The organism is Streptomyces sp. SM1, assembly GCF_002910825.1.
GTDB classification, from domain to species: domain Bacteria; phylum Actinomycetota; class Actinomycetes; order Streptomycetales; family Streptomycetaceae; genus Streptomyces; species Streptomyces okerensis.
In genome coordinates, this window is the sequence record NZ_NEUB01000659.1 from 1 (window position 1) to 13,935 (window position 13,935).

At 71.7% G+C, this 13,935-nt stretch carries 11 protein-coding genes and 1 pseudogene; 4 read left to right on the top strand and 8 right to left on the bottom strand.

Translation table 11 applies throughout. The annotated features are described in order from the left end of the window. Positions 1–384 precede the first annotated feature (384 nt). Both B9S61_RS17550 and B9S61_RS17555 read right to left on the bottom strand, forming a co-directional pair. Entirely contained in the window at positions 385–1,452 is a 1,068-nt protein-coding gene (locus B9S61_RS17550; protein WP_103543114.1) for a kelch repeat-containing protein, read from the bottom strand. Positions 1,453–1,594: 142 nt separating this feature from the next. Then, on the bottom strand, positions 1,595–2,455 hold the full coding sequence (locus tag B9S61_RS17555; protein ID WP_103543120.1) for a helix-turn-helix transcriptional regulator: 861 nt from the start codon (positions 2,453–2,455) through the stop codon (positions 1,595–1,597). A gap of 212 nt (positions 2,456–2,667) precedes the next feature. Here B9S61_RS17555 and B9S61_RS17560 point away from each other — a divergent pair, with 212 nt between their 5' ends. Further along, positions 2,668–3,429 carry an SDR family oxidoreductase gene (locus B9S61_RS17560; protein WP_103543121.1) on the top strand — a complete coding sequence of 254 codons (762 nt, stop codon included), beginning with the start codon at positions 2,668–2,670 and terminating at the stop codon, positions 3,427–3,429. 75 nt (positions 3,430–3,504) lie between these two features. After that, positions 3,505–3,726: a 4-oxalocrotonate tautomerase family protein gene (locus tag B9S61_RS17565; protein WP_103543115.1), complete on the top strand. Its 222-nt coding sequence runs from the start codon at positions 3,505–3,507 to the stop codon at positions 3,724–3,726. Between the two features lie 51 nt (positions 3,727–3,777). Here B9S61_RS17565 and B9S61_RS17570 read toward each other — a convergent pair whose 3' ends face one another. From B9S61_RS17570 to B9S61_RS17585, 4 genes are read right to left on the bottom strand one after another with little or no spacing between them, the layout of a single operon-like run. Then, a complete protein-coding gene (locus B9S61_RS17570; protein ID WP_103543116.1) occupies positions 3,778–5,136 on the bottom strand; it encodes a GH1 family beta-glucosidase in 1,359 nt (452 codons plus the stop codon). Between the two features lie 29 nt (positions 5,137–5,165). Then, positions 5,166–6,005: a carbohydrate ABC transporter permease gene (locus tag B9S61_RS17575; RefSeq protein WP_103543122.1), complete on the bottom strand. Its 840-nt coding sequence runs from the start codon at positions 6,003–6,005 to the stop codon at positions 5,166–5,168. Between the two features lie 20 nt (positions 6,006–6,025). Further along, a complete protein-coding gene (locus tag B9S61_RS17580) occupies positions 6,026–7,015 on the bottom strand; it encodes a carbohydrate ABC transporter permease (protein WP_103543117.1) in 990 nt (329 codons plus the stop codon). 14 nt (positions 7,016–7,029) lie between these two features. Beyond that, the gene (locus B9S61_RS17585; RefSeq protein ID WP_103543118.1) at positions 7,030–8,346 is read right to left on the bottom strand and encodes a sugar ABC transporter substrate-binding protein; all 1,317 of its coding nucleotides are present in this window, start codon (positions 8,344–8,346) and stop codon (positions 7,030–7,032) included. Positions 8,347–8,605: 259 nt separating this feature from the next. Here B9S61_RS17585 and B9S61_RS17590 point away from each other — a divergent pair, with 259 nt between their 5' ends. Then, a complete protein-coding gene (locus B9S61_RS17590) occupies positions 8,606–10,477 on the top strand; it encodes a coagulation factor 5/8 type domain-containing protein (RefSeq protein ID WP_103543119.1) in 1,872 nt (623 codons plus the stop codon). Between the two features lie 176 nt (positions 10,478–10,653). On the opposite strand, the gene fusA is transcribed toward B9S61_RS17590, so the two are convergent. After that, positions 10,654–12,477 (bottom strand): elongation factor G, encoded by a 1,824-nt coding sequence (gene fusA / locus B9S61_RS17595; RefSeq protein ID WP_308457775.1) that lies wholly within the window; start codon positions 12,475–12,477, stop codon positions 10,654–10,656. Next, a complete protein-coding gene (locus B9S61_RS17600; RefSeq protein WP_258039709.1) occupies positions 12,386–13,171 on the bottom strand; it encodes a hypothetical protein in 786 nt (261 codons plus the stop codon). The genes fusA and B9S61_RS17600 overlap by 92 nt, the downstream gene beginning before the upstream one ends. Before the next feature lie 550 nt (positions 13,172–13,721). Here B9S61_RS17600 and B9S61_RS17605 point away from each other — a divergent pair. Next, positions 13,722–13,935, top strand: a pseudogene (locus B9S61_RS17605) (hypothetical protein); the annotation flags it as partial.

A 13,935-nucleotide genomic window follows, 5' to 3' on the forward strand; every position in this document is an offset into this window, starting at 1 on the left:
TGGACGGCGGCGTACGCCCTCGGCGGGACGCCGTGCTCCGAGGGGCTGCCCCACTCGGCCTGTCATGAGCCGGGAACGTGGACGTAGGCGTCGATCGCGGCTCGCCGGATGACGCGTGCCGGGGCCGCCCCGAAGCCGCTCCCACCAGAGCCTCACCTCGCCGCCTCCATCGGTCGTGGGCGTCGGCGGGGACGGACGGTGGAGGGCCGTTACCGGTCGGGGTGACCGGGCACCGTGCCGCTCGCCGGCCGGCCTGGACGGAGGTGTCACGTCCGGCGGGACGCGTTCCGGCGGTGACGCCCTCGTCCGCCCGGGGCGCTCGACACGGTGTCGGGCGACCCGGGCGGCGCGAGTGCCCCGGGTGTCCGCAGGGTCAGTGCCGGCTCACCGGTGGACGGGGCGGTAGGAGTCGTTGACGTCCACCGGGGCGGCGCCCGCGAGGACGCCGCCGCCGGGAATGTGGATCGTGCCGCGCACGGCGACGGCGGCGGTGCCGTGGCGGGGCACCGGCATGGGCGCCAGCCGCTGCCACCGGTCGCGCCCGGTGTCGTACGCCTCGGTCTCGTCGGAGACCGTGTTCGGGTTGTCGCCGTCGTGCCGGCCCTCACCGCCGAAGGTGTAGATCTTCCTCCCCACGGCCGCGGCGGCGATGCCGCCCCGGGCGGTGGGCATCGGTGCCCGCTCGGACCAGCGGCGGGCGCGCGGGTCGAGCGCGTAGACCGTGTGCCGTACGTTCACCTGCCCCCGGTCCCGGCCGCCGAGGACGTAGAACGTCCCGCCGACGACGGCTCCGCCCACATGGTCGCGGGCCTGCGGCAGGCTGGGCAGGCTCTCCCAGCGGCCGGTCACGACGTCGTACGCGGACACGGTGTCCACCGTGTCCTGAAGGCCGCCCGCGCCCGGCACGAGGACGCGCATCCCGCCGGCGAGGAGGATCTTCGTCCCGTACACGCCCATCGCGGCGCTCCCCCGCTCGATCCCCGCGGGCACGGGGGGAAGCCGGTGCCACCGGCCGGCGCGCGGCGCGTAGACGAAGCTGTCGCGCAGGGCCTGCCACGCGGATCCGCCGGACAGCCCGCCGAGGACGTAGATCCGGCCGTGGACCACCGCCACGTTGGGGTGGTTCATCGCGACGGGCAGCGGTGCCGTGACCGACCAGGTGTCGCGGCGCGTGTCGTGGACGTCCACCCGTCCGGTCGTGGTGACGCCGCCGGACGGGTCGGGGACGATGCCGCCGATGAGGTAGACGTTGTCGCCGACCGCGGCGACGCTGTGCTCCTGCCGGGGGCCGCTCGCGATCGGCGCGAGCTTCCGCCAGCCCCCGCTGTAGGGCCCCTCCGCCACGGGGGGTGTCTCCCCGGGTGTGGGTGGGTGGTCCGGGTGGGCATGGGCCTCGACGGCCGGGGACACCGCCAGCGCCGCTCCGAGGAGGAGGACTGTCCGCCGCTGCATGAGCAACTCCCTGTCACAGAGCCTGAGGTCGGCCGGAAGCCGGTGGCTTCGGTCCGTTCAGTGTTTCTGTGCGTGGCGGAGGCAACCAGGGGATGCCGTCCCGTGGGTGGGGGTCCCCCACCCGGCCGAGGGCGTGTCGGTGTCAGGGTGCGGAGTCGACGACGTCCTGGGTTCCGAGGACCGCGAGCAGTTCGAGCCGCTCGGCGCTGTCGGTGCCCACGGCGGGGGTGAACCAGAGGAGGCGCTGCCTGCCGTCCTCGCTGAACAGGTTGAGGCAGTTGACTTCCAGGACACCGAGCGCGGGGTGCCGGATGCGTTTGCGGTCGTCGCGCCGGAAGGCCACGTCATGGTCGGCCCACAGCGCGGCGAACTCGGGCGAGGTGTCGAGCAGCGAACGGATCATGGACGTGACCTCGACGTCCCTGGCGTCCCGCCGGGCGGCGGCCGCCCGCAGATCGGCGACGAACGCACGGGACTGGACCGCGTGGTCGGCCTCCGGGTACAGGCGCCGGGCGTCGGCCTCCGTGAACCAGCGGTGGACGAAGCCGGCCCGGGGTCCTCGGAAGCGGGAGTGGTCTCCCAGAAGGGCCACCGCGAGAGGGTTCTGCACCAGCGTGACGTGCAGATCGGTGATGACCTGCGCGGGTGTCGAGGGCATCCGCTGGAGCAGGTCGAGCATGCCGGGGTGGACGTGGGAGGCCGCGCTGCCGGGGGCGGGCACCGGGCGGTCCGCCAGACGGTAGAGGTAGTCCCGCTCGTCGGCGGTCAGGCGCAGGGCCCGCGCCAGAGCGGCGATCATCTGCTCCGACGGCTGGGACCCGGCGCCGCGCTCGAGCTCGTTGTAGTAGTCGACGGACGCCCCGGCGAGCTGGGCGACCTCGTCCCGGCGCAGCCCGGGCACCCGGCGCCGGGGCCCGGGCGGGAGGCCCACGTCGGCCGGTCGGATACGGTCACGCCGCGACCGCAGGAACGCTCCCAGCTCGGTGTACTTCGCAGAACCCATGTCCGCCATTCTCCGCCCGGCCGGGACACCGACCCAGGGGATGACATCACCTGGCTCCGCCGGCCGGAACCGCGCATCGTGGAGGACATGACTTCGAACAGCTCGGTGTACTTCGCAGAACCCATGTCCGCCATTCTCCGCCCGGCCGGGACACCGACCCAGGGGATGACATCACCTGGCTCCGCCGGCCGGAACCGCGCATCGTGGAGGACATGACTTCGAACGACTTCCCTTCCACGCCGGCACCCCCGCGGGTCGCCGTCGTCACCGGCGGATCACGCGGTATCGGCCGCGCGGTCTCGCTCGAGCTGGCCCGGGACGGTCTGGCCGTCGTGGTGAACTACGCCAGGGACGCGGCCTCGGCCGGGGAGACGGCCGAGACGATCACCGCCGCGGGCGGACGGGCGATCGCCGTACGGGCGGACGTGGCGGACGAGCAGGCGGTCGCCGCGCTGTTCGACCGGGCGGAGCGGGATTTCGGCGGCGTGGACGTCGTCGTGAACTGCGCCGGCCGTCTCGCCCTGTCGCCCATCGCCGACCTGGATCTGGCGGTGCTCGACGCGATGCACCGCACCAACATCCGCGGTGCCTTCGTGGTGGCCCAGCAGGCCGCTCGGCGGCTGCGTGCGGGCGGCTCCTTCCTGGGTGTGTCGACCTCCGTGGTCGGTGCGCAGTTCCCCGCGTACGGCGCGTACGCGGCGAGCAAGAGCGCCGTCGAGTCGATCACGCTGATCCTCGCCCGCGAACTGCGCGGCCGGGACGTCACGGTGAACACCATCGCGCCCGGGCCGACAGCCACGGACCTGTTCCTCGAGGGCAAGACGCCCGAGGAGATCGACCGGCTCGCGAAGACCCCGCCGCTGGAGCGGCTGGGCACCCCGGAGGACATCGCCCGGGTCGCCGCCTTCCTCACCGGCCCGGCGGGGCACTGGGTGAACGGGCAGGTCCTGCGGGCCAACGGCGGCATGGTCTGAGCACCCGACCGCACATCGCGCCGCTCCGCGACGTCCCTCCGCATCCTGAGACAGAGCTTCCGAAGGAGAACAGTCATGCCGTTCGCCCACTTCAAGGTGCCCGCGGGCACCGTCACCCCCGAGGACAAGAAGAAGATCGTCGAGCGCACCACCGATCTGTATGCGGAGATCTACGGTGAGCGGGCCCGTGCCACCACCGTCGTACTCGTCGACGAGGTGGCCGACGGGGGCTGGGGTGTGGCCGGCAGCGTCCTCACCGCGGCCCTGCTCAACGGCGACGGCGGCACCGACGCCTGACCGCCGGCGCCGGTGGGGCGCGGGGGTCCGCCCCCGCGCCCCACCGGAACGTCAGGCCGCGCGCCGTCCGCGGTCGCGGTGACCGCGGATGATGTCCGCGTACCGGTGGCCGGAGCCCTTGATGGTGCGGGTCTGGGTGTCGTAGTCGACGTGGACGAGGCCGAAGCGCTTGCCGTAGCCGTAGGCCCACTCGAAGTTGTCCAGCAGCGACCAGGCGAAGTAGCCGGCCAGCGGTGCGCCCTTGCGTGCGGCCGAGGTGCAGGCGGCCAGGTGCCGGGCGAGGTAGTCCTGGCGTTCCGGGTCGTCGACGGTGCCGTCGGGGCGGACGGCGTCGGGGAAGGCCGAGCCGTTCTCGGTGACGTAGAGCTTGCGGGCGCCGTAGTCGTCGGTGAGGCGCAGCAGCAGGGTTTCGATGCCGCCCGCGTCGATCTCCCAGTCCATGCCGGTACGCGGCACGCCGTCCCGGCGGACGAAGGCGGCGCGGGGGGCGGGTCCGTCCGGGTCGGCGGCGACCACCTGCGGGAAGTAGTAGTTCAGGCCGAGCCAGTCGAGTGGGGCCGCGATGGTCTCCAGGTCGCCCTGCCGCTCCGGGAGTTCGACGCCGTAGACCTCGCGCATGTCCTCCGGGAAGCCGCGGCCGTGGACCGGGTCGAGCCACCAGCGGTTGGTGTGGCCGTCCATGCGCACGGCGGCCGCGCGGTCCTCGGGGCTGTCGCTCGCGGCGTGGATCGTGGAGAGGTTGTTGACGATGCCGACCCGGGCGTCCGGGGCGGCGGCGCGGATGGCACGGGTGGCCAGGCCGTGGCCCAGCAGGAGGTGGTAGGAGGCGCGGACGGCCGCGGTCAGGTCCGTCAGGCCCGGCGCCATCTTGCCTTCGAGGTGGCCGATCCAGGCGGAGCACAGGGGCTCGTTGAGGGTCGCCCAGTGGTGTACGCGGTCGCCGAGGCGTTCGGCGACGGCGGAGGCGTACGCGGCGAAGTGTTCGGCGGTGTCGCGTTCGGGCCAGCCGCCGCGGTCCTGGAGGGTCTGCGGCAGGTCCCAGTGGTAGAGGGTGACCGACGGGGTGACACCGGCCTCGAGCAGGCCGTCGACCAGCCGGTCGTAGAAGGCCAGGCCCTTGTCGTTCACCGGGCCGTCGCCGCCCGGTACGACGCGCGGCCAGGCGAGGGAGAGACGGTAGGCGTTGGTGCCGAGGCGGCGCATCAGGCCGATGTCCTCGCGCCAGCGGTGGTAGTGGTCGCAGGCGGTGTCGCCGTGGTCGCCGTTGTCGGTGGTGCCGGGGGTGTGCGAGAAGGTGTCCCAGATCGACGGGGAACGGCCGTCCTCCGCCACGGCCCCCTCGATCTGGTACGCCGAGGTGGCCGTGCCCCACAGGAAGTCGTCGGGGAGGGCGGCGTAGTCGATGGTCACGGAAGTCCTTTCGGGATCGGGAGAGCCGGTCACTTGACGGCTCCCGCCGTCAGGCCGGCGACGAGGTACCGCTGGAGGAGCAGGAACCCGGCGACCACGGGGACGCTCACCACCAGGGAGGCGGCCATGATCTGGTTCCAGTACACGTCGTTGAGGGTGGAGTAGCCCTGGAGGCCGACCGCCAGGGTGCGGGTGGTGTCGTTGGTCATCACGGACGCGAAGAGGACTTCGCCCCAGGCGGTCATGAAGGCGTAGACGGCGACCGCGACGATGCCGGGCACGGCCGCCGGGACGACGACGCGGAAGAGCGCGCCGAGCGGTCCGCAGCCGTCCACCAGCGCCGCCTCGTCGAGGTCGCGCGGGACGGAGTCGAAGTAGCCGATCAGCATCCAGACGGAGAACGGCAGCGAGAAGGTGAGGTACGTCAGGATCAGCCCGCCGCGGGAGCCGAACAGGGCGATGCCGGTGGCGTTGCCGATGTTGACGTAGATGAGGAACAGCGGGAGGAGGAAGAGGATGCCGGGGAACATCTGCGTCGACAGGACGGTCACCGTGAAGACGCGCTTGCCCCGGAAGTCGTAGCGGCTGACGGCGTACGCGGCGAACACCGCGATGACGACCGAGCAGACGGTCGCGGCGCCCGCCACGACGAGCGAGTTCACGAAGTAGCGGCCCAGCGGGACCGTGGACCAGATGTCGATGTACGGGCGGATCGTCAGCTCGGTCGGCAGCCAGCGGAACGTGCCGGTGACGTCGGCGAGCGGCTTCAGCGAGCTGGAGATCATGACGTACACCGGGATCATGACGAAGCCGGTGAGCAGGGTCAGGAAGATCCGCCGGTACCGGAGGAAGGAGCGGGACGGGGCCATCGGGGACCGGGGCAGGGTGCTCATGGGGCGGTCCTCCGCCGGCGCGAGGTGAGTACGAGGTAGACGCCCGTGACGACGAGCAGGAAGAGCAGGAGCAGGACCGACATCGCGGATCCGGTGCCGAAGTCCCAGGTGACGAAGGACGCCTGGTAGATGTGGACCGAGATGAGGTCCGCGGCCTCGGGGGCGGTCTTGCCGAAGAGGACGTACGGCGTGTTGAAGTCGTTGAACGTCCACAGGAACAGGACCAGGACCAGGACCTGGTTGACGGGGCGGAGCGAGGGCAGGGTGATGCGGCGGATCTGCTGGATCATTCCGGCGCCGTCGAGGGCGGCGGCCTCGTACAGCTCACGCGGGATGTTCTGCAGGCCGGCCGTCACGATGAGGAAGGCGAACGGCCAGCCCTTCCACACCGACACCGTCAGCAGGGCGACGAAGCTGTTGTCGCCGATGAGCCAGAAGGGCGGTTTGCCGGTGATGCCGAGCTGGTCGTGCAGGACGTGGTTCACCAGGCCGTTGTCGTGCTGGAACATGAACACCCAGGTGATGACGGCCGCGTAGACCGGCAGGGCGTACGGCACCAGGAACAGGGCGCGCAGCAGGCCGCGCCCGCGGAAGGTGTCCTGCATGAAGACGGCCGCCGCCGTGCCGGTCAGCCAGCACAGGCCGACGGACAGCAGGGTGAAGGCGATGGTGACGAGGAACGAGTGGAGCAGGGCCTCGCCGACGGGGGCGTCGAAGTCCACCGACACCGAGTAGTTGTCGAGGCCGGCCCAGGGGGCGGTGCCCCAGTCCCGGATGTAGAACTGGGTGAGTTCCTTGAAGCTCATCACGATGCCGATGACCATCGGCACCAGGTGGACGAGGAGTTCGAAGAGCAGGGCGGGCAGGAGCAGCAGGTAGGGCAGTCCGATGCGGCGGCTCCGACCGGTACGGCGGCGGGGGCCGCCCGCCGTACCGGGGGAGCTCTTGCGCACGGCGGCCTCCGCCGCGGGAGCGGTGGCGGTCATCGCGGGGTCGGGGCTCACTTCCTGGGCATCTGCTGCTGCGCCTTGGTGAGCGCGGCCTTCACCGAGCCGGTGGTCACCTCGCGTCCGGCGGCGGCGTCGGCGAACAGCTCCTTGACGGCCGTGCCGACGGCGGTCTCGAACTGCGACTCGTCGGGCACCTGCGGGAGGGCGACGGCACTCGTGGCGAGGGTGTCCTTCAGCACGGCGTCGGCCGGGGAGCCGAAGGCCGGGTCCTCCTGGGCGGCCTTGACCGGCGGGATGGAGCTGTACGCCGTGTTGAGGATCTTCTGTTCGGCGTCGCTGGTCATGAACTTCACGAACTCGGTGGCGCCGTCGAGGTTGTCGCTGTTCTTGAAGACGGCGAGGTTGATGCCGGCGACCATCGAGTTGACCTGCTTGCCGGTGCCGGGGGTGCCGGAGCGCACGGGCACCGGGGCGATGCCGTAGGCGTCCTCGCTCATGCCCTGGGACTCGAGGTTGGCGGAGGCGGACTGCCACAGCAGCATGCCGGTCTTCCCCTTGGCGAAGTCGCTCACCGACTGGTTCTGGGCGTACTCGGCGTTGCCCGGGGCGATGACCTTGTCCTTGGCCATGAGGTCGACGTACCGCTTGACCGCGGCGACCGCGGCGTCGCTCGTGAAGTCGGCCTTGCCGTCGGCCGTGAAGAAGTCGGCGCCGTGCTGCTCGGCGAAGACGAAGGCGTGGTGGATGTTCTCGGCGGGGTTCGAACCCTCCACGCCCATGCCCCACTTGCCGTCCTTGGACAGCTTCTTGCCGGCGGCGGCCAGCTCGTCCCAGGTGGCCGGCGGGCCGTCGATGCCGGCGTCCGCGAACATCTGCTTGTTGTAGTAGAGGGCGTACGCCATCGAGTACAGCGGGACGGCGGCCGGGTCCTGGCCGGCTGCTCCGGTGGAGCCGAGCGCGGAGTCGACGAAGCGGTCCTTGCCGCCGATCTTCTCGAACTGCTCCGCGTCCCAGGGCTGCAGGGCGCCGGTCGCCTGGAGCGACGCGGACCAGGTGTTGCCGATGTTCAGGACGTCCGGGCCCTGGCCGGAGGTGGTGGCGGTGAGGATCCGGTTGAGCAGGTCGGACCAGGGAACGACCTCCAACTTGACCTTGATGCCGGTCTGCTTCTCGAACTTGTCGAGCTCGGGGCGGAGGACCTTCTTGTCGATCTCGATGCCGGCGCCCTGGTTGGAGGCCCAGTAAGTGAGTTCCTCCGGCGAGTCGTTGGACCCGCCGCCGGTGCTGGAGCCGCCTCCGCAGGCCGAGGCGGTGAGGGCGAGAGACAGCATGACGGCGCCTGTGGCCGCGGCTCGGATTCTGCGCATGGCTCCTGGTGTCCCTTCCGGGAAGTGCGTACGGGAAGCATGCGGGCAGTGCCTGCGGCGGTCGCACAGGCAGCACCTCATGGCTTAATTTAGGACGTGAGTTAAACGGGGCCGGGGCGTCACGTCAAGGGTTTGGAACCAGTCACCCAACTCGTGCGGCACCCCTTGACTCATTCGTTCCATGGATGAACCATTCAGCGTCGAGAGAGCGCTCCCACCACCCCACGCCGTTCATTTTCTGAACAAGGAGAGCCGCCCCATGACGCCCGACTCCCCCTCCGACTCCCCGTCCAGCTCCCGGTCCGCCTCGGCCGCCTCGTCGTCCGCCGCATCGCCCTCCCCGTCCTCCTCCCCGACGTCCTCCTTCCGGCGGGGCCCCGGTCGGCGGGCCGTTCTCGGCGCCGCCGCCGTCGCTCCCGTGCTGGCCGGACTGCCCTCGGCCGCCTCCGCCGCGCCCGCCGCGGGACGCGGGAAGCCGCGCCGGCTGAAGGGCGGCGGCGATCTCGGCCCCGACGTGATCGTCTTCGCCCCGTCCACACCCGGCATCCAGGCCACGCTCGACGAGGTGTTCGCCCGTCAGGAGTCGGCGCAGTTCGGCACCGGCCGCTGCCAACTGCTGTTCAAGCCGGGCACGTACCACGGGCTCAACGCCCAGCTCGGCTTCTACACCTCGATCTCCGGGCTGGGCCTCTCCCCCGACGACACCACCATCAACGGTGACGTGACGGTCGACGCCGGCTGGTTCGACGGCAACGCCACGCAGAACTTCTGGCGTTCGGCGGAGAACCTGGCGCTCGTCCCGGTCAACGGCACCAACCGGTGGGCGGTCGCCCAGGCCGCGCCGTTCCGCCGGATGCACGTACGCGGCGGGCTCAACCTGGCCCCGTCCGGCTACGGCTGGGCGAGCGGCGGCTACATCGCCGACAGCCGCGTCGACGGCACGGTCGGGCCGTACTCGCAGCAGCAGTGGTACACCCGGGACAGCTCGGTCGGCGGCTGGACCAACGCCGTGTGGAACATGGTGTTCTCCGGTGTCGAGGGCGCGCCCGCGCAGAGCTTCCCGGAACCGCCGTACACCACGCTGCAGACGACACCGCTCTCCCGCGAGAAGCCCTTCCTGTACCTCGACGGTGACCGGTACCGGGTCTTCCTGCCCGCGCTGCGGACCGACGCGCGCGGTGTCACCTGGGGCAACGGCACCCCGCGCGGCACCTCCCTGCCGCTGGACCGCTTCTACGTCGCGAGGCCCGGCGACTCGGCGGCCACGCTCAACCAGGCACTCGCCCAGGGCCTCAACCTGCTGTTCACTCCGGGCATCTACCGGGTCGACCAGACCGTACGGGTGAACCGCCCGGGCACGGTCGTCCTGGGCCTCGGCTACGCCACCCTGATCCCCGACAACGGCGTCACCGCCCTGAAGGTCGCCGACGTCGACGGCGTACGGCTGGCCGGCTTCCTGATCGACGCCGGGCCGGTCAACTCCCCCACCCTGCTGGAGATCGGCCCGGACGGCGCCTCCCGGAGCCACTCCGCGAACCCCATCACCGTGCAGGACGTCTTCATCCGGATCGGCGGTGCGGGGCCGGGCAGGGCGACCACCAGCATGGTGGTCAACGCCCGGCACACCATCATCGACCACACCTGGGTCTGGCGTGCCGACCACGGTGACGGCGTCGGCTGGGAGACCAACCGCTGCGACTACGGTGTGGTCGTCAACGGTCATGACGTCCTCGCCACCGGTCTGTTCGTCGAGCACTTCAACAAGTACGACGTGCAGTGGAACGGCGAACGCGGCCGCACGATCTTCTTCCAGAACGAGAAGGCGTACGACGCACCCGACCAGGCCGCCATCCAGAACGGCTCGACGAAGGGCTACGCGGCGTACAAGGTCGGCGACCGGGTCACCGCCCACGAGGGCTGGGGCATGGGCAGTTACTGCTACTACAACGTGAACCCGAGCATCGTCCAGCACCACGGCTTCGCCGCCCCGGACCGGCCGGGTGTGCGCTTCCACGATCTGCTCGTGGTCTCGCTGAGCGGGCACGGGCAGTACGAGTGCGTCATCAACGACACCGGGGCTCCGACCTCGGGCAGCGACACCGTGCCGTCCAAGGTGGTGTCGTACCCCTGATCCCGGCGCCGGGGCACGTCCATGACCGACGCCGACGGTCTGGTGTGCCCGTACGGCGGCGGTGGCAGCCCCTCCCGGCTGAGTTGCGGGAGGGGCCGCCGTTCGGCGGTCGCCGTTCAGCGGCTGCCGCTCATGGCCGCCGTTGACGGCCGCCGCTCATGGCCGCCGTTCACGCCTTACCGCACGGGCGCGGCGGCCGGTGCGGGGGCGTGGCCGGTGGGCCGGGTGGTGAAGGTGCCGCGGCCCTGGGTGCGGCTGCGCAACCGGGTCGCGTAACCGAAGAGTTCGGCCAGCGGCACCGTCGCGGTGACGACCGTCGCGCCCGCCCGGGTGACCGAACCGGACACCCGGCCGCGGCGCGCCGCCAGATCACCGAGCACCCCGCCCACCGCGTCCTCGGGCACGGTCACCGTGACCTCGGCCACCGGTTCCAGCAGGACCATCGCGCAGGCCCGCAGGGCGTCCCGCAGTCCGGACCGGCCGGCCGTACGGAATGCGGTGTCCGAGGAGTCCTTCACATGGGTCGACCCGTCGGTGAGCGTGACCCGCAGACCGGTCACCGGATGCCCGCCCAGCGGCCCCTCGGCGAGCGCGTCCCGGCAGCCGGCCTCGACGGCACGGACGTACTCCTGCGGCACGCGTCCGCCGACGACCGCCGAGCGGAACTCGAACCCGGACTCCGGCGAGTCCAGTGGTTCGACGTCGAGGACGACATGGGCGAACTGGCCCGCCCCGCCGTCCTGTTTGACGTGCCGGAACACGAACCCGGCCACACCGCGACCGACGGTCTCCCGGTAACTCACCCGGGGCCGACCGGCGTTGGCGGCCAGTCCGTGGTCACTGCGGAGCTTCTCCACCGCGACCTCCAGATGCAGCTCACCCATGCCGGACAGCACCGTCTGACCGGTCTCCGGGTCGGTGCGCACCACCAGCGAGGGGTCCTCCTCGGCGAGTCCCGCCAGCGCCGACGCCAGGCGTCCGGTGTCCGTGCCCTTCAGTGCCTCGACGGCCACGGAGACGACGGATTCGGCCACACCCGGAGGTTCGAGGAGCAGCGGGGCGTCGGGCGCGCACAGGGTGGAGCCGGCGCGGGTGGACTTCAGTCCGACCACGGCGACGATGTCGCCGGCGGTCGCACGGTCCAGCCGCTCGTGCCGGTCGGCCCGGACGCGCAGGATGCGTCCGACGCGCTCGGTGCGGCGTGCGGTGGCGTCCCACACGGTGTCTCCCTTCTCGATCGTGCCCGCGTAGACGCGCAGGTAGGTCAGCCGCCCGGTGGCCCTCGCGTTCACCTTGAACGCGAGGGCGGCCAGCGGTGCCGCCGGATCGGCGGCCCGCAGCCGGTCGGTGCCGTCGTCGTGCGTACCGCGCACCGGCAGCACGTCGAGCGGCGACGGCAGATAGGCGAGTACGGCGTCGAGCAGAGGTTCGATGCCGCGGTTGCGGTAGGCGGACCCGCACAGGACGACGACGGCGTCACCGCTGCGGGTCAGCTCCCGCAGGGCGGCCATGAGCGTGCCGGTACCGACCGTTCCCGTGCCGCAGAACTCCTCCAGCGCACCCGGATGCAGCTCGGCGACGGCCTCCTCCAGCAGCCGGCGCCTCCGGTGCGCCTCCTCACGCAGTTCCTCCGGCACCGGTGCCGCGTCGCGTGCCTCACCCTCGTCGTTCCAGGTCAGGGCCCGCATGCCGAGCAGGTCGACGACACCGTCGAAGGTGCCCTCCGTGCCGATCGGCAGGTGCACCGCCAGGGGTACGGGGTACAGCCGCTCCCGTATGGAGGCGACCGCGGCGTCCAGCTCGGCGCCGGCCCGGTCCATCTTGTTGACGAACGCGATGCGCGGCACCCCGTGCCGGTCCGCCTGCCGCCACACCGACTCGCTCTGCGGCTCCACACCGGCGACCGCGTCAAACACGGCGACCGCGCCGTCGAGGACGCGCAGGGAGCGCTCCACCTCGTCGGCGAAGTCGACGTGGCCCGGGGTGTCGATGAGGTTGATCCGGTGACCGTCCCAGGCGCAGCTGACGGCGGCGGCGAAGGCCCCTGCGGGTGGACAGGGCCAGGGCGGGGTCCTTGAGGGACGGGGGTGGGGCCGGTTCGCCCGGCGTCACCAGGGCGACCGAACCGAAGCGTTTGACCCCGCCCTCGCGGACGACCACGGCCGCGTCCCGGGCAAGGTCCGTCAGGAACACGCTCGCGATTCCCCTCAGGTCGAGGACCATCGCCGGGACGGCCGTCACCCCCTGGCTCCGCAGCAGCTTCCTGACCCCGGCCTCGAACCGGTGGGCGCCGGCCACAGCACTCGGCCTGCGCGACCCGCGGCGCTGACGAGAGGACACGACGACACCCTCGGCGTCGTACACCACACCGGTCAGACCCTGAAACGTCGGGCTGTGGTCGTACCACTGGCTCCCCACCTCGAGCTCGACGTTCCGGTCGATCGCCGAGAGAAGATCCCGCGGAACCAGCTTCCTCCGGGACTCCTCAGCCGCCGCGCTGCCCGCGCCGTCGATGATCCCCGTCAGCACCGTCCGCGTCACCGACGCGGCGGCCCACGCGGCCGGCCGGGAGACGTGCATCGGGGTCACGTCCCTGAACACCACCTTGACGAGAGGAGGCTTGAACGGCGGGACATCCATGACCGAGGTGATCTCGGACCCTCTGCGCTCAGGGCGTGCGGGCTGTGCGGTCATCGGAAAAAGGCTCCCTGCTGTCGGAGTTGTCGAAGGTCCACACTTCGCCACGCAGACCCGCTCTCTCCCTCATCCTCCATCGAAGCGGCACCCGGTCAAGGTCATGACGGACACCTCCCGACCGGCCGCCCGATCCGGTGCGGGAGCTCCAAGGTCCTGACTGATCCGCAGAGTTGAGCCCGGTGCAGCAGGTGAGCGGGATGTCCGTCACGGGCGCGCGCCGTGGGTGACCCGGCGCCCTATGAGTGGCCCGCGCGGGGGCCGACGGTGTCCGGCACCCCACCCGTCCCACAGCAGCGCCGGAGACGCTCCCCTGCTGCACCCCGTCGTCCAAGCCGTCCAGCCCCGTCGGCCTGCGACTGTCCAGGACGAGAAGAGACTCGACGGACTCCGCGGATTCGGGCGGCGATGTAACCCGAAAGCCTTACCCCGTGCGAATTCGGGTCCCCCGCGCAGCGGTCCTGCATACCGTGGATCCGCCGCCCCAACACCCCTCCTCAAAGGGAAGCGGTGGCGACACGCAGGACACGGGACACGGAGGATGTACGGGATGACACAGGCAGCCGCAGGCAGCGAGCTGGACGAGCGGGTGCCGGGGCGCCGGTGGACGGTGCGTCTGGACCCCGTCGGCCGGGGCAGCGCGGAGGTGCGCGTCTCGTGCGACCGGCCCGCCTGTGCCGAACAGCGTCTGCCCTCCGCCGCGGCAGGCCGTGCCGCCGCGGTCGCCCACCTCAAGGCCCACCTGCGCGCCACCCCCGCCCCCA